The 21,072-nt window shown below is 36.8% G+C and carries 15 protein-coding genes; 9 read left to right on the top strand and 6 right to left on the bottom strand.

The genetic code is table 11. From position 1 onward, the window contains the following. Positions 1-930: 930 nt before the first annotated feature. Positions 931-1,929, top strand: coding sequence for a helix-turn-helix transcriptional regulator (locus tag HGC4_RS13900; RefSeq protein WP_050710745.1), 999 nt, complete (start codon positions 931-933; stop codon positions 1,927-1,929). Between the two features lie 552 nt (positions 1,930-2,481). On the opposite strand, the gene HGC4_RS13895 is transcribed toward HGC4_RS13900, so the two are convergent. Then, complete coding sequence (locus HGC4_RS13895) at positions 2,482-4,488, bottom strand: glycoside hydrolase family 97 protein (protein WP_050710744.1); 2,007 nt, start codon at positions 4,486-4,488, stop codon at positions 2,482-2,484. Between the two features lie 253 nt (positions 4,489-4,741). On the opposite strand from HGC4_RS13895, the gene HGC4_RS13890 reads away from it, so the two are divergent. From HGC4_RS13890 to HGC4_RS13860, 8 genes are all read left to right on the top strand, one after another. After that, a complete protein-coding gene (locus HGC4_RS13890) occupies positions 4,742-6,076 on the top strand; it encodes a sigma-54-dependent transcriptional regulator (protein WP_050710743.1) in 1,335 nt (444 codons plus the stop codon). A 279-nt stretch (positions 6,077-6,355) separates the two neighbouring features. Beyond that, a complete protein-coding gene (locus tag HGC4_RS18700) occupies positions 6,356-6,433 on the top strand; it encodes a potassium-transporting ATPase subunit F (protein ID WP_110312183.1) in 78 nt (25 codons plus the stop codon). Positions 6,434-6,731: 298 nt separating this feature from the next. Next, positions 6,732-8,426: a potassium-transporting ATPase subunit KdpA gene (gene kdpA, locus HGC4_RS13885; RefSeq protein ID WP_050710742.1), complete on the top strand. Its 1,695-nt coding sequence runs from the start codon at positions 6,732-6,734 to the stop codon at positions 8,424-8,426. A 110-nt stretch (positions 8,427-8,536) separates the two neighbouring features. After that, complete coding sequence (kdpB, locus tag HGC4_RS13880; RefSeq protein ID WP_050710741.1) at positions 8,537-10,567, top strand: potassium-transporting ATPase subunit KdpB; 2,031 nt, start codon at positions 8,537-8,539, stop codon at positions 10,565-10,567. An 89-nt stretch (positions 10,568-10,656) separates the two neighbouring features. After that, positions 10,657-11,217, top strand: coding sequence for a K(+)-transporting ATPase subunit C (locus HGC4_RS13875; RefSeq protein WP_050710740.1), 561 nt, complete (start codon positions 10,657-10,659; stop codon positions 11,215-11,217). A gap of 1 nt (position 11,218) precedes the next feature. Beyond that, positions 11,219-12,304, top strand: coding sequence for a porin (locus HGC4_RS13870; RefSeq protein WP_050710739.1), 1,086 nt, complete (start codon positions 11,219-11,221; stop codon positions 12,302-12,304). A gap of 11 nt (positions 12,305-12,315) precedes the next feature. Beyond that, positions 12,316-13,440, top strand: coding sequence for a sensor protein KdpD (locus HGC4_RS13865; RefSeq protein WP_050710738.1), 1,125 nt, complete (start codon positions 12,316-12,318; stop codon positions 13,438-13,440). After that, positions 13,437-15,170, top strand: coding sequence for a sensor histidine kinase (locus tag HGC4_RS13860; RefSeq protein ID WP_050710737.1), 1,734 nt, complete (start codon positions 13,437-13,439; stop codon positions 15,168-15,170). Before HGC4_RS13865 ends, HGC4_RS13860 begins: the two co-directional genes overlap by 4 nt. An 88-nt stretch (positions 15,171-15,258) precedes the next feature. Here HGC4_RS13860 and HGC4_RS13855 read toward each other — a convergent pair whose 3' ends face one another. The 5 genes from HGC4_RS13855 to HGC4_RS13835 all read right to left on the bottom strand — a co-directional run bounded on the left by HGC4_RS13855 (position 15,259) and on the right by HGC4_RS13835 (position 21,023). Beyond that, positions 15,259-16,749 carry a UxaA family hydrolase gene (locus HGC4_RS13855; RefSeq protein WP_304437594.1) on the bottom strand — a complete coding sequence of 497 codons (1,491 nt, stop codon included), beginning with the start codon at positions 16,747-16,749 and terminating at the stop codon, positions 15,259-15,261. Beyond that, positions 16,743-17,165 carry an HIT family protein gene (locus tag HGC4_RS13850; RefSeq protein ID WP_050710735.1) on the bottom strand — a complete coding sequence of 141 codons (423 nt, stop codon included), beginning with the start codon at positions 17,163-17,165 and terminating at the stop codon, positions 16,743-16,745. The genes HGC4_RS13855 and HGC4_RS13850 overlap by 7 nt, the downstream gene beginning before the upstream one ends. 91 nt (positions 17,166-17,256) lie before the next feature. Next, on the bottom strand, positions 17,257-18,696 hold the full coding sequence (locus HGC4_RS13845; RefSeq protein WP_050710734.1) for a tagaturonate reductase: 1,440 nt from the start codon (positions 18,694-18,696) through the stop codon (positions 17,257-17,259). Between the two features lie 35 nt (positions 18,697-18,731). Continuing rightward, positions 18,732-20,198, bottom strand: coding sequence for an MFS transporter (locus tag HGC4_RS13840; RefSeq protein ID WP_050710733.1), 1,467 nt, complete (start codon positions 20,196-20,198; stop codon positions 18,732-18,734). A 150-nt stretch (positions 20,199-20,348) separates the two neighbouring features. Beyond that, positions 20,349-21,023 carry a bifunctional 4-hydroxy-2-oxoglutarate aldolase/2-dehydro-3-deoxy-phosphogluconate aldolase gene (locus tag HGC4_RS13835; protein WP_050710732.1) on the bottom strand — a complete coding sequence of 225 codons (675 nt, stop codon included), beginning with the start codon at positions 21,021-21,023 and terminating at the stop codon, positions 20,349-20,351. Positions 21,024-21,072: the final 49 nt, after the last annotated feature.

Below are 21,072 nucleotides of genomic sequence, written 5' to 3'. Positions count from 1 at the left end.
AATAAAGTAGACTACCGGTAGTAATGAATAAATCTATTCATGTAATCAGACTTTATTTGAGGTCATCATATAAACCTTAATTTTAGCAGATTTAATTGTTTTTTGTTCTGATGTAATAAACCTAGTAATAATCTATTCTTCTTCATTCTTACATTAAATTGTAATGACTTAGGAAAGTTGTTCATTATAATTTTTTGATATTTATTATTTAATGATCAATCCATAGATCGAATTTGTATTGCAAAATTAAGGGTGTTAATCAGGAAATTCAGAATATATTATCAATAATCTATGTCAAAAAATGTCCAAAATAGCCCTCCCAGCATAAGAAAAATGCTTATTAATAATGATAATGTTAATTTAGTGGATTGAAAAATATCAAAAATGTATATTATATTAAATTTTCACTTTTAGATAAGTCTATTTATTGAGGGTTATATAGTTGATAATGAGGTGTTATGGTTGATTTAGGTCTGTTTTCAATCATTTTTGGTATAATAGTTCTTTTTTTATTAAAAATATAGCTTCTGATTATGTACAAAATAGTATTCGGTTTTTTATTTGTTTTATATAGTAAGAGATTATATTGTAGTTGTTTATGTTGATTTATGGACTTTATTATGAAGGATAATGAGTCTTGAAGAAAAATTGAAAACATAGTTAGACCAATTTTTGATGAAAAGGAAGTTGTTATATAGATATTTTCAATTCTTTATATATGTCCTTTATTCCTTAAGCTTGTAGTCATAAATATGGTTTTGAACAAGAAGCAGGGATCGATTGTTAGTATTCTAAATTTACGATGAAAAGGGAATAAAACGATCATCGATTAAGATAATATTACTTCAAAATTTAGAGGTTTCTATAGTGAAGTAAGTGGTGTTAAATAAGCACCAATAAATGGTATTAAGGACTTTGAGACGATAATCAATGAGCAATATAAAAGAGAAGGTTTTACAGAAGATATATTCAGGAGAGACATTGATGGAACGACAAGCTGTTGTTGTATTCCTTATTATGTCGGTAAGTTCCTTGATCGTAATAATGATAGATATCCTTTTGGATGTTGATTTGAAAGATTCTTTTTATAGACTATCTAATATAATTCAAGCGGTTCTAATTTTGGTGGTAATGGGTTTATTCCTTCTCAATAGATTACCGGCAAAGACGGCTGTAATATATTATGCTATTATCATTCAGGTAGGGCTTATGGCTGATTTATCTCACGGAGTAGTATTAGACACTCTTGTGAGCCGTAAATTTATATTAGCTAATATGACTTTATGCCTCTCTGTTATAGTTGCTTTGATCCTTTCTTATATACGATATTTGCCTTTTGTTTTTGCAATATTCTCATCTTCTGCGTATCTGGTAGCTGGCTTTCTTACCAGTAGTTTTAGTATTCTCTCAATGTCTGCTATATTGGGCTTTATATTTATAGCTACAGCCTTTTTAGGGGAAATAATGTATCGGAGCATACGTAAAATGCAAGATGATAATGATGAACTTCACAATGAAAGAGAAAGTCTCCTAAATTTTCTACATATCGATAAAGATGAGCTAAGATCTCTTATTGATGGAATGAAACAAAAGAATGTAGCTCCCGAACAGACTACCCATGTATTGAAGATGCTCGGAAAACGTTCAGAAGAACTTATTATGTATCGGGCAAAAGAGATTATGAGTATGGAAGAGCAGAATTTTGCTCTGTTAATGGAATATTGCCCCGAAATTACACGAAGCGAAAGAGAAGTGTGTTCTCTTATACTTCAAGATAAGAATACACGCGAGATAAGTGTTCTGTTAGATAAATCGATTAATACAATAACAAGTACAAGAAGTCATATAAGAGCAAAACTAAAGTTATCTAAAGATGCTAACTTGTATGATGAATTAGTCCGAATAACGAAGGGTGAACAGAAAAGATAGAGATATATTATAGATTAAAAAAGTTTTCCGTTTTGCGATAGCTCCGTTCTATTTCGGAAAATACTTGATAAAATATAACTCTTTCCAAGCTCTTATTTTATAGAGAATGAAAAGGGTTATTTATGTGAAAACAGATATAATCCTATTCTCTAGTTTTGTTCTTGTGTCTAATATTAATTTCATCTATCCGTATTGTATGTGTTAAAAATAGAAGGTTGGGCTATGTTTTGTAATGTATTCAACCACAGGAATGAAATATATCTGCAAAGAAATTATATATATAATAAACAAACGAACCTAATTCAGTTAATCGATAAGTTCATTCTTAAAATGCAGATAGCCATCATTCTAAAGATTTGAGTAATTGCTTGAGGATATTTATGTGTCTGATCTTCAGTGATTCAAGATCTCTGCTAATTAGAGGATATATTTTGTTTTTATAATAGTCTTATAATTTATTATTTACCCATAACGATACAATTGAGGTGAAAAAAGGGTTATCCAACGTGGAAAACCCTTTTTCTGAATTATCTTGATCTTATTAAACTTCTATTATTTGTAAATTTTCATAACATAGCCACCAGCAGATGCCATTGGTAGTTGAAGTTTTCTATTTGCAGGTATGTCAATTACTTCTTTCTTATAATCGTGTCCTGATCTGTTCGCGTTAATACCATCTTTAAAGACTTCGGCTTTATAATTTCCTTCGCCTAAAAACGAAAGATCAATGTCGAGAGTTCTAGCATCCCAATTGGTTAAGGAGCCTACATACCAGATATTATCTTTCTTGCGTGCGATAGTAATATATTCACCTATTTTTCCGTTCAAAGCTATTGTATTATCCCATATGGTTGGCACATTAGCAATAAACTCAGTACATTCCTTTTCGAGCATATAATTGGATGGATTATCACATAACATATTTAATGGTGATTCAAATATTATGTATTCTGCTAACTGACGGCATCGTGTACCTTGGCTCATTGGTTCACTGTTAACCGGACGATAATTTCCTTTACTAGCATTACGCATTGCTCCCTGAGTATAGTCCATCGGACCAGCTACCATTCTTATAAATGGTATGGTTACGTCATAGGTCACCTGATCGACACTTTCGGGAGACCATTTCATTTGCTCTAGACCATGCACTCCTTCGAAGTTGATAACATTAGGAAATGTTCTTTGCAGTCCTGTTGGTTTATAAGTTCCATGATAATCGAGCAACATATGGTGTTTTGCAGCGATCTCAGCAGCACGATAATGAAAATCAACCATTGGCTGATCATCTCTATCCATGAAATCTACTTTAAAGCCTTTGATTCCCATTTCGGAATAATGTTTACAAATGCCCTCAATATCTTTATTAAATGCATAGTATCCGGCCCATAATATAAGCCCGACATTCTTTTTATTGGCATGATTTACGAGTTCTTTCAAATCGATTGCGGGCACTACTTGATATAGGTCAGCTTGTAAATTAACAGCCCATCCTTCATCTAATATTACATATTCAATACCATGCTCCGATGCAAAATCAATGTAATATTTATACGTTTCATTGTTAATACCTGATTTGAAGTTAACATTAAATAAATTCCAATCATTCCACCAATCCCAAGCTACTTTCCCAGGTTTTATCCACGATATATCCGTCACTTTATTAGGTGTCGCAAGCTTATATACCATATCGTTGTCTGTTAAATCGTGATCGTTTTCAGAAACGATAAGAGTACGCCATGGAAAGTTAGTTGCACCATTACACTTAGCTATATATGGTTCATGCGATTGTACTTCGCCCTGCAACATATTGTGTCCGCCTTGCTTAATTTCTTTAGGGTAGGGGGCAAATACACCTGTGAGGTTATTTGAACCATCGCTGTTATATAAGTACATACCCGGATAACTTGTAAGATCAGCCTCAGTAATACATATCTTTTTGCCTTTGGGGGCTTCTACAACTAAAGGAAGAAAAGCGAGACGTTTTTTATCCCATTGAGATATATTGATATGTTGGTAAGTGTTTTCGAACGAGTTGTAAAACTGTTTTTCGAGAGGTTCTGTTACTATCTGTACATATGGAATATAAGCTTTCTCATCTTTAGGAAAGTTAAAAATAACTTGTTCCTCTTTTATCTCGAATGGCTTTTTCAAATTCGAAACAAAACGGTATGCTATACCATCGTTGTAGGCTCTGAATATAATATTGAACCCTTCCTTAAACATAAGATTCAATTCGTTATAATTATTGGTTATTTCTTTCTTCTTATAAATTGAAGCAGATATTGTCTGGTTGATTGTTTTAGTTGATGAGCCTGACAGCTTCGAATTAACGCCGAAAGATATTCCATTGGTAAGAGTCATTGATATTGGCGATCTTTTCAATATTAAATCACCGTCATGCTCCAAAGAATACTCAATAATATTACCAACTGATACATTCATTTTGAGTTTGCCATCTGGAGATTGTACTACAAAGGGCTTTTGTGCAAGAGTAGTGACAGTCGAACAAATAAAAGCCATTGCGAATAAAAGAGTGTAAAATTTGTACGTGTTTTTCATACTTGTATATATTAAGAGGTTATTTCTGTATCGCTATTAATGAGTGAAATTACAAATAGGTACATGAATACAAATTTAATAAACTAATTATATTATCAGTGTCTTAGAATTTTAAAATATACTCTTGCCAATATCGTATGCTAGTTTTAGAAATATGGTATTTCCATACGACGTTTTTATACTTGGAGAGCTAAATAGTAATAAGACCTGAAAAAGATGTATTTTTACATCCAAATCAATTACTCTTTATATAGTGAAAAAAATACTATTGATAGATGATGAGGAAAAGCTTCGTAAGCTGATGGCTCGAATTATTGAACTAGAGAAATTTCAGGTTTTTCAGGCAGAAGATGCTGTGACTGCTCTAAAGAAAATAGAACAGCAAGATTTTGATGCGATTATTTGTGATGTGAAGCTACCAGATGCCAATGGGGTGGAATTTATTCAGCAGATAAAAAAAATACAACCTTTGACTGAAGTGATTCTACTGACTGCTTATGGCAATATTCCCGATGGAGTACAAGCCATAAAAAACGGAGCATTTGATTATATAACGAAGGGAGATGACAATAACCGTATTATCCCTCTTTTGTATCGTGCTCTAGAAAAAACAGAACTGTCAAAACGGGTCACTCAGCTTGAACAAAAGGTAGAGCAGAAATATTTATTTGACAATATTATTGGGACATCTAAAGTGATATTGAATGCCATTGGTATGAGTCGCAAAGTGGCTGCTACCGATACTACCGTTCTGTTGACTGGTGAAACAGGTACAGGTAAAGAGGTTTTTGCACAAGCCATTCATTATGGAGGAAACAGAAAGAATAAATCTTTTGTAGCCATCAATTGCTCGGCTTTCAGTAAAGATTTATTGGAAAGCGAATTATTCGGACATAAAGCAGGAGCATTTACGGGAGCATTAAAAGATAAGAAAGGATTGTTTGAAGAAGCCAATTCCGGAACTATCTTTTTAGATGAAATCGGTGAAATGCCTATGGACTTGCAAGCTAAAATATTAAGAGTTCTCGAAACAAAGGAGTTTATTAAAATAGGAGAAACCAAACCAACTAAAGTTGATGTAAGGATAATAGCTGCAACGAACAGAGAGTTGGATAAGGAGATTGAAAACGGGCAATTTCGAAGCGATTTGTATTATCGTTTGTCCGTTTTCCAGATAGCACTTCCTTCTCTGAGAGATAGGGTAGAGGATATTAAGCTGTTTGCAAATGACTTTGCTCAGGTTTTTGCTGTGAAGATGAATAAGCGGATAAAACTTCTGTCTCCCGAATATATTAAGACACTGGAGCAAAATACTTGGAAAGGGAATATTCGCGAACTGAGAAATATTATAGAACGTAGCGTTATTCTTGCCGATGAGGATGTACTGACTATTGATTGTTTGCCTTTTGAATTACAACAATCGAATATCTCTGATAGTGCAACTTCGTCTTTATCTATGATGAATATAGAAAAGGCACATATCAGAAAAGTATTGAACTATACGCAAGGGAATAAAGCCGAAGCAGCCCGATTATTAGAAATAAGCATTGCTACCTTATACCGAAAAGTAGAAGAATATAAACTGTAGCTACAATAATATAATTCTCATTTTGAGAAGGAGCCTATCATTTTGATAGGCTTTTTTTATGCTCCGATTTTCAGCAAAATTCATAACTGTCAAGTATGCAATAAATTGGTCTGTGATCATTTTTGTTGGCATAAGATTGGCATATATACTATCATAGTAGTAAATATAGGTCTAATTAAAAAAGAAAGATAATGCAGGTTGGAGTTTTAATAATGGTGGCAATAGCATGTTTTGCCCTCTTTTACAGATCAATTAAATGGTTCAATAAAATTTAAAGTTATGTTATACTTATTCGTTATCGCAATCGTAGTTTTAGGTTATATGGTGTATGTATTATTACATCCTGAGAAGTTTTAAAAAATGAAAATAGCCAGTGATATGAAAACTAAAAAATCAAAGCGTCTTATGTCCCACTTACGCCGATTAGTAGAAAGGAGGCAAAAAATTAAATCAACGCACTTATTAATGGTTTTCTTTTCTATTGCTATCCTTTTCGGAGTATTACTCAGACTAATAATTCCTAATAACTAAAATGAGGAATCTTAAATACTAAGTAATAAAAAATACTTAATGATACATTTAATGGGCATAACTATCTATCGCTGTTTTGCTTGCCAAAGCAATAAATAGTTCTGCGAACTTAATTTAATAAAAAATGAACACTGAAATACTTGGTATAATAACAACATTCTTAATCGCAGTGGCTTTGGCTATTCCGTTGGGGAAATATATTTCAAAAGTCTATGAAGGAAGTAAAACGTGGCTTGACCCGATTTTCGATCCAATAGACCGAATACTTTTCAAGATAGGGGGAATAAATCCCTTAAAAGAAATGACTTGGAAAGAACACTTATCAGCATTGTTGACAATTAATCTAGTTTGGTTTCTGATTAGCATGGCTTTATTAATGACTCAGCAATGGTTACCATTAAATCCGGATGGAAATCCGAACATGTCGGCAGACTTGGCTTTCAATACATCCATTTCGTTTTTGGTAAATTGTAACCTACAGCACTACTCGGGTGAAACAGGTGTCAGCTATTTGAGCCAGATATGGCTTATGTTTTTGCAGTTTGTAAGTGCAGGAACGGGAATGGCTGCGGCGGTTGTATTATTTAAGGCATTTAGAAAAAAAAGTACCGATCAGTTAGGTAATTTCTATAATTTCTTGGTGAAATCTTGTGTTAGAATATTGCTGCCCGTATCCCTTGTATTGGCATTGATATTAGTTTTTAATGGTACTCCCATGACTTTTGAGGGAAAGGATACCATGACGACCTTGCAGGATGGAAACACAGTTGAAGTTTCACGAGGACCCGCTGCTGCTTTTATTGCCATCAAGCATGTCGGAACCAATGGTGGAGGATTCTTTGGAACAAATTCGGCACATCCGTTTGAGAATCCCAATTATCTGACTTTTATGATGCAGATGATCGGACAGCTGATAATTCCATTATCCATGATCTTTGCATTTGGGTATTTTATCAAGCGTAAAAAACTATCATGGATGATTTTCGGAGTCATGACTATCGGCTTTCTCCTGTTAGTAACACCTAATATCCTTTTAGAACAGAATGGAAATCCTGCTATAACATCCCTGGGCATAGATAATTCGTTGGGAGCAATGGAAGGCAAGGAAGTTCGCTTCGGCGCTGCTTCATCAGGATTCTGGAGTATTGTGACTACGGTTATTTCAACAGGATCGGTCAACGCAATGCACGATAGTACGATGCCTTTATCAGGGATGAATCAATTACTGGCAATGATGATAAATGCCTTTTATGGAGGGTGCGGAGTCGGTTTGTTAAACTTCTTTATATTCATAATTCTGGCAGTATTTATCAGTGGACTGATGGTGGGGCGTACTCCCGAATTTCTGGGGAAAAAGATTGAGGCTCGGGAAATGAAGATTGCTATGATTATAGCTTTACTGCATCCTTTTCTTATTCTCACGGCAACCGCTTTAGCAACGGCGTTTCCACAATTTACAGCTTCAACATTGAATAATCCCGGCTTTCATGGATTCAGCGAGATGCTTTACGAATATACATCCTCGGCAGCCAATAATGGCAGTGGATTCGAAGGTTTGGGCGATAATACACCTTGGTGGAATATTAGCACAGGTATAGTATTGTTACTGTCTCGTTTCCTTCCGATTATAGGACCTGTAGCCATTGCAGGATTATTGGCAAGCAAGAAATACATACCCGAAGGTGCGGGAACGCTAAAGACCGATACTTCGACTTTTGGACTTATGGTATTTGCTGTAATAGCCATCATTGCGGCTCTGGCTTTTTTCCCTGCTTTGACATTGGGACCTATTGCTGAACATTTTTCATTGTATAGATAATTAAGTAGCACTAAATATTTACTGTTACATTTTACAATCATAACTATCTCTCGCTATTATGTTTGCCAAAGCAATAAATAGGTCTGAGACTTTAATAGAAATAATACGAAATGAAGTCAAATAATCCATCACTGTTTCAAAAGGCTTTATTGAAAGAAGCATTGAAACATTCATTTATAAAACTCAATCCGAAGGATCTTTTCCGCAATCCGGTCATGTTTACCGTTTGGATCGGAACAGTTATTATGTTGTTTGTTTGCCTCAGTACCTTGTTTGGTAATACTTCGCAAGGTAGCTTGACATATAATATAGTCGTCTTTATAGTTCTTTTGCTGACTCTTCTGTTTGCCAATTTTGCTGAGGCTATTGCCGAAGCCCGAGGAAAAGCACAGGCGGATAATCTCCGTAAAACAAGGGAAGAAACTCCTGCAAAATTATTGGATGATAGAGGAGAGTGGACCATAGTACAATCTTCGTCCCTAAATAAAGGACAAGTATTCTTTTGCGAAGCAGGAGATATAATACCTGCCGATGGAGAAATAATAGAAGGCTTGGCAACCATTGACGAAAGTGCTATAACGGGTGAATCAGCTCCTGTTATCCGAGAATCGGGAGGCGATAAAAGCAGCGTTACGGGAGGTACAAAAGTATTGTCCGATAAAATAAAAGTAATGGTAACGACTCAACCCGGAGAAAGCTTTCTTGATAAAATGATTGCTTTGGTAGAAGGTGCAAGCCGCCAAAAAACACCGAATGAAATAGCCTTGACTATATTATTGGCAGGCTTTACACTAGTATTTATTATTGTGTGTGTAACATTAAAACCATTTGCCGATTATGCGAATACACCTATTACCATAGCAGCATTTATTTCGTTATTTGTCTGCCTGATTCCTACAACTATTGGAGGGTTACTTTCTGCTATAGGTATTGCCGGGATGGACAGAGCCTTGAGAGCTAACGTGATTACCAAAAGTGGAAAAGCGGTAGAAACAGCAGGAGATATAGATGTTCTTCTATTAGATAAAACAGGAACTATAACCATAGGGAATCGCAAAGCGACTTCTTTTTATCCAGCTAAAGGAACAGACGAAGAACAGTTCGTGAAAACAGCTGTCTTAAGTTCTATGGCTGACGAGACTCCCGAAGGACGATCTATTATCGAATTGGCAAATGTTCGTCCGTCCGATTATGATGTATCTTCTCCCCAATTCAAGTTTATCACATTCACGGCTGAAACTCGTTGCTCGGGTGTTGATGCAGGCGATATCCGCATTCGAAAAGGAGCGGCTGATTCTATACGGACTTTAGTTGAAAGAGCAGGAAATGAATATCCCAATGATGTAGATGAACGAGTAAAGCAGATATCAAGCAATGGAGGAACACCTTTGGTTGTTTCTGTCAATGAAAAAGTAGTTGGAGTAATCGAACTGCAAGATATTATTAAACCAGGAATACAGGAGCGTTTTGAACGTTTACGGAAAATGGGAATAAAAACCGTAATGGTTACGGGAGACAATCCATTAACAGCAAAATATATTGCCGAAAAAGCAGGGGTGGACGATTTTATTGCCGAAGCAAAGCCCGAAGATAAGATGAACTACATCAAGAAAGAGCAAGCCGATGGTCGCTTGGTTGCCATGATGGGTGATGGTACTAATGATGCACCTGCACTGGCTCAGGCAGATGTTGGTGTTGCCATGAACAGTGGAACGGAAGCTGCCAAAGAAGCCGGAAACATGGTCGATTTGGATAATGATCCTACTAAGTTGATTGAAGTAGTTGAAATCGGAAAGCAACTATTGATGACCAGAGGTACACTTACCACTTTCAGTATTGCAAATGATGTAGCTAAATATTTTGCTATCATTCCGGCACTGTTCATAACAGCTATTCCTGCATTGCAAGGTTTGAATGTAATGAAGTTGCATAGCCCGGAGAGTGCTATTCTGTCAGCAGTAATTTTTAATGCAATCATTATACCCATACTTATTCCTTTAGCATTAAAAGGAGTAACCTATAAACCAATCGGTGCATCAGCATTATTACGACGAAACCTGTTTATATACGGCTTAGGTGGTATAATAGTACCATTTATTGGAATAAAGCTTATTGATATTTTGGTGTCGTTATTTTTCTAAGCCTTTGTAGGGGCGTATAATTATACGCCCAGTCGAATATAGGGTATGTGCTAACCAATTTTAAATAGACTCTTAAATATAAAAATAAAATGAAAAAAGATATTTTACCTGCTATACGCTTAACGATAGCTACTATTATACTTTTCGCTGTAGTTTATCCTGTTTGCGTATGGGGTATAGCTCAACTGTCTCTCAATAATGGAAAAGGGGAGATTATAGAATATTCAGGCAATACATATTATAGTAATATCGGGCAGTCATTTACAAGTGATAAGTATTTTCAGTCACGCCCATCTGCTGTCAATTACAATGCGGCAGGATCGGGAGGAAGCAACAAAGGCGCTTCGAACAGTGAATATCTGGACACGGTAAAATCCCGTATTGATACCTTCTTGGTGCATAATCCCGATATTGCAAAGAACGAAATTCCTGTCGATATAATAACAGCAAGTGCCAGTGGACTCGATCCGAATATCTCGGTACAAGCAGCCCATATTCAAGTGAAGCGGATTGCTAAAGTACGTGGATTGTCAGAGTCGGATGTACAGAAATTAGTTGATGAACAAACCGAAAAACCATTATTCGGATTATTTGGAACAGAAAAGATTAATGTTTTAAAACTTAACATCGCTCTTGATACATTGAAATAAGATGAAAACAGTAAGTTTTATAGTTGCATTGTTGACTATGTTCACAATCAATGCGTTTTCGCAAGATGATGCAAAAGTAGCTTCTCCACTTACTATCAGTGGATACGGAGACATTTATTATAGTTACGACTTCAATAAACCCTACAATCATCAGAGGCAACCATTTATGTATGCTTATAACAGGCACAACGAAGTGAATCTCAATATCGGGATGCTTAAGGCATCGTATAATACTCACAACCTGAGGTCTAATTTGGGTTTAATGGCGGGTACATATAGTAATGATAACATGGCAGCCGAACCCGGAGTTTTGAAAAATATCTATGAGGCAAATATTGGAGTTAAATTATCGAAGACTAAAAATATCTGGATAGATGCAGGAGTTTTCGCATCGCATATTGGATTCGAAAGCGCTATTGGAATGGATTGCTGGACGTTAACAAGAAGCATTATGGCTGAAAATTCGCCTTACTTCGAAACAGGGGCAAAAGTAACCTATACAACCAATGATAACCGATGGATGCTAAGTGGTTTAATTTTGAATGGATGGCAACGTATTCAGCGTATAGACGGAAATAATACGCCTGCTTTCGGGCATCAGCTTGTTTTCAAGCCAAATGATAGAGTTACTTTAAATAGCAGTTCATTTATCGGGAATGATAAACCCGATGATGAGAGAAAAATGCGCTATTTTCACGACCTTTTCGGGCAATTTCAATTGACAGATAAATTGGACCTCACCGCCGGATTTGATATTGGTTGGGAACAGAAAGAAAAAAGCAGCAGCAGTTATAACAGATGGTATACTTTTGCTTTGTTAGGAAGATATTCGTTATCCGATAAAATAAATGTAGCTGCCCGAGTTGAATATTATCAGGATGAAGACGGCGTAATCATTTCAACAGAAGCCCCTGACGGATTTGAAACATGGGGATACTCTCTTAATTTTGATTATCTCATTTCAGATGCTGCTATTTGGAGACTTGAAGGACGTCTTTTCGCCAGTCAAAATGAAGTGTTTCAAAAAGAAGATGGATTTACTGATAATGACGTATTTGTAACGACAGCATTAGCAGTCAGATTCTAAATTATACTTTGATGGAAGAAAGAGAAAACAATGTTCAACATTTCCTGAATCTGATAAAAAAATCGAGGCAAGGAAAATTTAAAGTCTACATCGGTATGATAGCCGGTGTAGGCAAAACTTATCGTATGCTTCAAGAAGCACACATTCTTCAGGAAAATGGCATTGATATTAAAATTGGCTATATCGAAACGCATGGCAGAAAAGAAACCGCTGCTCAACTCGAGGGATTGCCGATAATTTCACGCCGAAAAATTTTCTATAAAGGAAAGGAACTCGAAGAATTAGATGTACAGACCATATTGAATCTTCACCCCGAAATTGTGATTATCGACGAACTGGCACACACCAATATCGAGGGCAGCAAAAATGAAAAACGCTGGCAGGATGTATTAGAAATTTTAGAAGCAGGAATCAATGTAATCAGTGCCGTAAATGTTCAACATATCGAAAGTCTCAATGAAGAAGTAAAGAGAATCACGGGTATTGAGGTTGCCGAACGTATTCCCGACCGCATAATCACAATGGCGGATGAGGTTGTAAATATCGACCTAACAGCAGAAGACTTGATCTCTCGTCTAAAAGAGGGGAAAATATACCCAACCGATAAAATACATTCGGCTCTGACAAATTTTTTTAAGAGCGAACATATTCTTCGACTAAGAGAATTAGCTCTCAAAGAAGTTGCCAGTCATGTGGTACGCAAAGCCGATAGTGAAGCACCCAATGCTACGCCTAGCAAGCATATGACATTTATGGCATGTATTGGTAGTAACGGGAAGAAAGCAAATAATATAATCCGAAAAACAGCACGTCAGGCAGGCTATTACAATGGCGAGTGGTATGTGTTGTATGTTCAGCGACCGCAGGAGAGCCTCGATAAAATAGCGTTAGATAGTCAACGAAAGTTGATTAATAGTTTTAAATTAGCTGTCGAATTGGGCGGACAAGTTATACAGGTAAAGCATACGAGCATACCCAAAGCAATTGTGGAACAGGCTATAAAGATGAATGTATCGACCGTATGTATCGGAATGCCTCATTTGCATTGGTTTCGGATGGTATTACAAACTCGACCGATGAATGAATTACTAAAAACGCTAAAGGCTGAGGGAATTGATTTAATTATCTTATCATGAAAATAAAAAAGAAATTGACATTCGGAGTCGGACTCCTTTTTTGCCTTATTATCCTTTTGGCAGGGGTTAGTATGTGGTATATTAACGAGTTGAAAAGAGACACGAATAATATATTGATAGCCAATTACAATACGATGGAATATTCTCGTAATATGCTGTTGGCTTTGGATGAGATGAAAGACAATCCGAAAGCGGTTTCTAAGTTCGATAGTAACTTGGAAAAGCAATTACACAACATGACCGAAAGGAATGAAAGTAATGTGACTTTAGATATCGCCGAGAATTTTGAGAAGCTTAAAGTCGATATGACTAATGATACAATACAAGGATATATCCGCACAGATATTGCCAAGTTGATGGAGCTGAATATGGGGGCTATCGAGCAGAAAAGCGAAATCGCCAATAATACTGCCGAAACAGCTATTGTTTGGATTGTTGTAACAGGCGCTTTATGCTTTCTTATTGCTTTCGGGTTATTAATAAAGTTACCCAACAATATAGCGAAACCGATACGTGAACTAACCGAAAGCATCAGGCAGATTGCCAATCAGAACTATAGCCAGCGAGTACACTTCGAAGGTCATAACGAATACGGAGATTTAGCTAAATCGTTTAACACGATGGCCGAGAAACTCGAAGAATATTCTAGCAGCCGATTAGAGAAAATCCTCAAAGAAAAGAAGCGGGTAGAAACTCTGATAAATAATATGCACGATCCGGTGATAGGGCTTGACGAAAATAAAATAATCCTGTTTGTAAACGATGAGGCTCTAAAGATTACCGGCTTAACCAGAGCCGAGATTATTAATAAATCGGTAGTAGATATTGCTGTCAGTAACGATCTGATACGTACACTTATTGTAGACATTATAAAGCCATCGAAAGAAACGGATAAAAAAACACCTCTGAAAATTTATACAGATAACAAAGAATCATATTTCGAAAAAGAGATAATTAATATAGAAGTTACGCCAACAGGGGAGGAACGAAGCGAATTGATAGGATATGTAATCCTGCTGAAAAATATTACACCTTTCAAAGAATTGGATTCTGCTAAAACCAATTTTATAGCTACCATATCTCATGAGTTGAAAACTCCGATTTCATCTATAAAGATGAGTACACAATTATTGGAGCATCTCGAAACAGGCAAGCTGAATGATGAGCAAAAGCAATTGGTTGAAAGTATAAAAGATGATAGCTCACGACTCCTTAAGATCACAGGCGAATTGCTGAATATGTCTCAGGTTGAAACAGGAAATATTCAATTGAATATACAAGCTACCGATCCACGTATAATTCTTCAATATGCGATTGATACCACTCGGATTCAAGCCGATCAAAAACATGTTGTACTTAAGCCAGATATTGAAGAGGGTATTCCTTTTGTCAATGGTGATGCCGAGAAAACAGCATGGGTTATGACTAATTTTCTGACAAATGCAATCCGATATTCAATCGAAAAAAGCGAGGTAATTATCTCACTAAGAAAGCATCCTAACGGAGTTCTGTTTTCAGTAAAAGATACGGGAAAAGGTATTGATGGTCGATACAAGAAGAAGATATTCGAAAGGTATTTTCAAGTTCCGGGCAGTTCTAAATCGGGAACAGGATTAGGACTTGCAATCAGTAAAGAATTTATCGAAACACAAGGAGGTACTATTGATGTGGAAACAGCTCAGGGCATGGGTAGTACATTTTTCTTTATTTTGCCAAGTGCTACAAAATAAAAAGGTCTTAGACCTAAAAAAGCATCTGCAAATAATTCGCAGATGCTTTTCCTTTTAATCCAATATAAATAAGAGAGAGTCCAGAGGTTTATAGAGTAACCCCTGTTTTAAATATTGCAATTTCTTTAAATCCTGTTTTTTCATGTTTAAGGTGTTTACCATCACATGTTTGGATAATAAAATCGACAAATTCTTTAAGTACTGTTTCCATGCTTTTACCTTCGAGTAAAGTACCTGCATTAAAGTCTATCCAGTTTGTTTTGAAGTTATACAATTTCGAGTTGGTGGAAATCTTCATAGTCGGAACAAAAGAACCGAATGGAGTTCCTCTACCTGTTGTAAATAAAACAATTTGACAACCCGACATCGCTAATGCAGATGCTGCAACCAGGTCATTACCGGGAGCATTTAATAAGTTCAAACCATGTTTAGTTACAGGTTGAGCATAGTCTAAAACATCTACAACCTCCGAATTTCCTCCTTTTTGAGTGCAACCTAACGATTTATCTTCAAGTGTGGTTATACCACCAGCTTTGTTTCCCGGAGATGGGTTCTCGTATATTTCCTGATCGAATTTACGGAAATAATTTTTGAAGTTATTTACCAGTAAAACAGTATCATTAAATACCTTTTCGTTTTCGGCTCTGTTCATTAATATTGTTTCAGCTCCAAACATTTCGGGAACTTCGGTCAGAATACTTGTACCTCCCTGAGCAATCAACCAGTCAGACAATTGTCCTACCAAAGGATTGGCAGTAATACCCGAAAAGCCATCGCTACCGCCACATTTTAAGCCAACTTTTAGTTTTGATAATGCAAGTTGTTCACGTTTATCTTGTCTCATTCTTTCAACCAATTCGCTCATCATTTCGAAGCCGGTAGCTATTTCGTCCTGCACTTGTTGTGAGATGAGGAATCGTACACGTTCGTGATCCCATTCGCCCATGGCTATTTTAAAATCAGCCTGTTGATTATTCTCGCATCCCAAACTTAGCACTAATACACCACCCGCATTGGGATGTTTAGCCAAAGCTGCCAACGCTTTTTGGGTGTTGGAATGGTCATCTCCCAATTGAGAACAACCGTAATTATGTGTATAGACACGGATGTCGTCGATATGAGAAATATCCAACTCTTTCTTTACACGCTCTATAATTGCCTGAGCCTGTCCGTTTACACAACCTACCGTGGGTACTATCCACAATTCGTTACGAATACCCATTTCACCATTATAGCGTAAATAACCGTTTATTGTCAGGTCACTTTTGGGGATATTTAACTTAGGATGTACAGGTGCATACGAATATTGGAGATTATCATGTAGATTGGTTTTCACATTGTGAGTGTGCACATGCTCTCCTGCCTTAATGTCTGCAATTGCATGCCCGATTGGGTAGCCGTATTTTACAACATTCTCATTCGTATTTATATCCGTGATGGCAAATTTATGCCCTGTTTCTATCGGGTTTTTGATCGTGATATTAACCCCATCAACAGATAGAACATCACCCTCATTGAGGTTTTCTATCGCAACGCAAACGTTGTCGTTTGGATTTATTTTTAAATATTTATTCATGATTTTAATCTGGCTTTTATTAAGTTGATCATTTCAGTATATTCTAAATCAGACAAATATACCTTCTGTGGATTCATTGTAAATATCGATCCGTAATCTGCTCCATCCACATATTTGGGAGCAAGATGTATATGTAAATGAGGCAATTTGTCAGAATATGCCCCGTAATTTATTTTAGCAGGATTAAATAGGTCTTTTATAGTTCTGGCAACTAAGTTTACATCTTCCATAAACGAAAGAAGTTCTTGCCCTTTTAGTTCATATAATTCAGTAGCATGACCTTTATATGCTACAATGCATCGTCCTTTATATGTTTGTTCTTGAAATAGAAATACGGTTGAAACACTAAGTTCGCATATTTCGATCATCAGATCTTTTTGAGTCTGATTTTTGGTACAGTACAAGCAATCATTATTCATGGCTCAGGCTAGTTTTTAGTTGGTAAAGCATAGAAGGATAACAAAAAATTACCCTTCTATGTTTCAAGTATTTATGATTCTATCAAAATTATCAGTCTATAATACTTTTTAGAGCTTTAAGCATACCTTTGTCTAGTATAAGCTTCACGCCTTCAGCAACTTCTTCTCCAAATTCGGGTGTCTCTGTGAAGTTTTCTTTCCACATTGTTTTGTTTTGTAGTATTCCTGATACCCATCCGTTTATGTCATACTCTTTATAAGTAGATTTTATAAACTCGATAAATTCAGGAGTATCGTTTGGAGTAAAACTTACTTCCGATTTCCCACTATACAATACTAAAAGTGCTGCAAACGAGAAAGTAGTCAATCTTGGTGATTTTCCTAACTTCTTATAGTTGTCATACACCGTCGGATAGTCACGTGTTTCCCATTTAGAAATAGAGTTTAGTGAAATATCTTTCAGATAATGTTTCAGATAAGGATTATAGAAACGTTCTAAAATTTTAGCTGCAAAAGCTTTCAATTCTTCCGGATCTTCATCAATTGCAGGAAGTACTTCACTAGCTACCATCTGATTGATATATTTTTCAACCTCAGGTGTATTGAAAGCATCCATTACTGTTTGGCATCCCAATTGCAAAGCAACAGGAACCATGGCTGTATGTGAACCGTTTAGAATACGAACTTTCTTTGCGCGGAAATCTTTTATATCATCCATGAAAAGAACATTCAATCCGGCTTTGTCTAAAGGCAATTTCTCTTTGATTATAGAGTCACCACCGATAGCCCATACATGGAAATATTCACCTTTTACAACCAAGTTATCATCAAATCCTAGTTCCTCTTTTATCTCGTTGATATTTTCTTTAGGGAATCCGGGAACAATACGGTCTACCAATGTATCGTAGAAGTGACAAGCAGTATTTATCCACTTGATGAAACCTTCTTCTAACTTGTTGTATTCTGCGTGCTTCAATATATATTCACGAAGAGTCGATCCGTTGTCTTCGATCAATTCACAACAAATGATTAGTAAGCCTTTATTTACATCCCCGTTAAATTTCTTGTAACGTTTGTGTAATAAAGCAGTCATTTTAGCAGGGAACGATTTAGGAGGTGTTGCATTCAAATCATCACCTTCTTCATAACGAATACCTGCTTCTGTTGTATTAGAAATAATCATTTCCAACTCTTCGCTCAAAAATAATTTTTCGTATTCTGCATATTGAGAATAAGGATTCAATACTTTGTTGATGCTCTTTACCAAAGTAACTTCTTTGACTGGTTTCTTGTCTTTGATTCCTTCCAGATAAACATGGTACATCGAATCTTGCTCGTTGAATATGTTAGCAACAAATTCTCCGCCTGCAATAGGTTGTACTGCTACAACTCCATGATTCATAACTCCTGCTTCATTAGCTTTGTGGATCATCCAATCTACAAAAGCTCTAAGGAAATTGCCTTCACCAAATTGAAGGATCTTTGCAGGAAGTTCTTTTTTATCTACTGTTGTTTTATTTATTTTTTTCATTTATAGAGATTTCTATGGTTAGTAGTAATATTTTTTTATAGATCAGTAATCGGACTATATTTAGGTACAAGAGTTTTCATGACAGCCCATCCAATGAGATATGCCACGGCACAAATCGAGAAGATGATAAAATAACCAGCCTCTTCACCCTTAAAGCCCATGAATACCATCTGAGTCTCCCCCGCATGATCGAAGAGCACCCCCGAACCCTTATTAATAAGGAACGAACCCACACCACCAGCCATACCACCAATACCCGTAATAGTAGCAATAGCCTTCTTAGGGAACATATCACCCACCGTCGAGAAAATATTAGCAGACCAAGCCTGATGAGCAGCACCCGCAATACCGATAATAATCACAGGAAGCCAGTACGAAACACTCCCCAAAGGCTGAGCAAACAAAGCCAAGAGAGGGAAGAAAGCAAAAATCAACATCGCCTTCATACGACCCGCATACGGATTCATACCCTTCTTATCCACAAAATAAGTAGGAAGCCATCCCCCGATAATAGAAAGCAGCGTAATCAGATACAACACAAAAATTGCCAACTGACCTTCCGGATCAGAAGATTTAATACCATATACCGAACTCAGGTAAGCAGGCGTCCAGAATAAGAAGAACCACCATACACCATCCGTCATAAACTTACCAAAAGCAAAAGCCCAGGTTTGTTTGTACTTGAAACAATCCAAGAAAGAAATCTTTCTTCCATCGTGCGCTTTTTTAGTAGCTTCATCCATACCCTCACTACCATCCAAATCCTGTTGGATATAAGCAAGCTCAGCAGCATTAACTTTAGGATGTTTCTCTGGTTTCTTATAAATGAATACCCAGAATCCCATCCAGACAAAACCCAGTGCCCCGATAATAATAAAAGACATTTCCCATCCCCAATGAGCAGCAATGAAAGGAATTGAGATAGGTGCAGCCAGTGCTCCTACTGTAGCTCCCGCATTAAAGATACTGGTAGATAATGCTCTGTCTTTTTTAGGGAAGTATTCTGCTGTTGCTTTAATAGCTGCCGGAAAGTTACCAGCTTCCCCTATTGCCAATACCAGACGGGCAAAGATGAAGAGTGTAACACTTACCGATGCTACCATAGCACCATCACTTACCATAGCTATGGCTTCTCTGGCTCCTTCGAATCCTACAAACCATTCACCGGCTGTTATACCTGATGTAGCTATTCCACAGAAGGCATGTAAACAGGCTCCTACTGACCAAATACCGATTGCCCAGAGGAATCCTTTCTTGGTATCCATCCAATCGACAAAGCGGCCTGCAAAGAGCATGCTTAAAGCATAGAAGATAGAGAACAATGCGGTAATGTTACCGTAGTCATTATTTGTCCAATGAAACTCGGGTGCGATAAAGTCTTTCCAGGTCAGGGAAAGTACCTGCCTGTCCAGATAATTGATTGTAGTTGCAAAAAATAACATAGCACAGATAGTCCACCTGTAATTTGTCATTTTTTGTGTTGGTTGATTTGGTGTATTCATTCAGTATGGTATTTAAGGTCACAGACCCGTTTGTTATTTTTCTAATGGTAAGGTCTGAGACCTTTTTATGGCGATCTAAAGTGTAAATACAATTGATTGTTATAATTGTATTGTATTATGTTTTCTGTAAGGAATTAAAGCCTAAGAGTTTTATTTTTGTCTTGCTTTAGCTATAATGGCTAATGCTTCTTTACTCATTCGGGTTATTTCTGCCCAGTTTTTGGCTGCTATTACTTCTTTGGGGAAGAGGTTGGATCCCATTCCTACGCAGGTTACTCCGGCTTCTATCCATTTGGTCAGGTTGTCTTCTGTGGGTTCTACTCCTCCTGTTACCATGATGCTTGACCAGGGCATGGGTGCTTTTACGTTTTTAACGAAGGAGGGTCCTCCTACGTTTCCGGCCGGGAATACTTTGACTACTTCTGCGCCTAGTTCTTGTGCGTATCCTATTTCTGATACTGATCCGCATCCGGGTATGTAGGCTACTTGTCGACGGTTGCATACTTTGAAGATGTCGGGGTTCAAGAGTGGTCCTACTACGAAGTTGGCTCCTAGTTGCAGGTAGAGTGAGGCTGTGCCTGCGTCTACGATGGATCCGATGCCTAGTATCATTTGTGGGCATTCTTGGGCTGCCCATTTGACTAGTTCGGCGAATATTTCGTGTGCGAAGTCTCCTCTGTTGGTGAATTCGAAGGCTCTAACACCTCCTTGGTAACAGGCTTTGACTACTTGTTTGCTGGTTTCCAGGTCGTTGTTGTAAAAGACGGGAACCATTCCTGTGCTGGCCATGGCCTGACAGGCTTCGATGCGGCTGAATCGTGACATATGTTGAACTTTTTTTTTATTTCCTTTTTTCTATAAAAGTAGATATGCA

The organism is Dysgonomonas sp. HGC4 (assembly GCF_001261715.1).
Classification (GTDB): domain Bacteria; phylum Bacteroidota; class Bacteroidia; order Bacteroidales; family Dysgonomonadaceae; genus Dysgonomonas_A.
This window is presented reverse-complemented; position numbering and strand designations above follow the sequence as displayed.

Excerpts from the sequence above, each read along its gene's own strand:
- HGC4_RS13900 (WP_050710745.1), top strand. The coding sequence starts at position 931 with ATGAGCAATATAAAAGAGAAGGTTTTACAGAAGATATATTCAGGAGAG.
- HGC4_RS13895 (WP_050710744.1), bottom strand. The coding sequence starts at position 4,488 with ATGAAAAACACGTACAAATTTTACACTCTTTTATTCGCAATGGCTTTT.
- HGC4_RS18700 (WP_110312183.1), top strand. The coding sequence starts at position 6,356 with ATGTTATACTTATTCGTTATCGCAATCGTAGTTTTAGGTTATATGGTG.
- kdpA (WP_050710742.1), top strand. The coding sequence starts at position 6,732 with ATGAACACTGAAATACTTGGTATAATAACAACATTCTTAATCGCAGTG.
- kdpB (WP_050710741.1), top strand. The coding sequence starts at position 8,537 with ATGAAGTCAAATAATCCATCACTGTTTCAAAAGGCTTTATTGAAAGAA.
- HGC4_RS13875 (WP_050710740.1), top strand. The coding sequence starts at position 10,657 with ATGAAAAAAGATATTTTACCTGCTATACGCTTAACGATAGCTACTATT.
- HGC4_RS13870 (WP_050710739.1), top strand. The coding sequence starts at position 11,219 with ATGAAAACAGTAAGTTTTATAGTTGCATTGTTGACTATGTTCACAATC.
- HGC4_RS13865 (WP_050710738.1), top strand. The coding sequence starts at position 12,316 with ATGGAAGAAAGAGAAAACAATGTTCAACATTTCCTGAATCTGATAAAA.
- HGC4_RS13860 (WP_050710737.1), top strand. The coding sequence starts at position 13,437 with ATGAAAATAAAAAAGAAATTGACATTCGGAGTCGGACTCCTTTTTTGC.
- HGC4_RS13850 (WP_050710735.1), bottom strand. The coding sequence starts at position 17,165 with ATGAATAATGATTGCTTGTACTGTACCAAAAATCAGACTCAAAAAGAT.
- HGC4_RS13845 (WP_050710734.1), bottom strand. The coding sequence starts at position 18,696 with ATGAAAAAAATAAATAAAACAACAGTAGATAAAAAAGAACTTCCTGCA.
- HGC4_RS13840 (WP_050710733.1), bottom strand. The coding sequence starts at position 20,198 with ATGAATACACCAAATCAACCAACACAAAAAATGACAAATTACAGGTGG.
- HGC4_RS13835 (WP_050710732.1), bottom strand. The coding sequence starts at position 21,023 with ATGTCACGATTCAGCCGCATCGAAGCCTGTCAGGCCATGGCCAGCACA.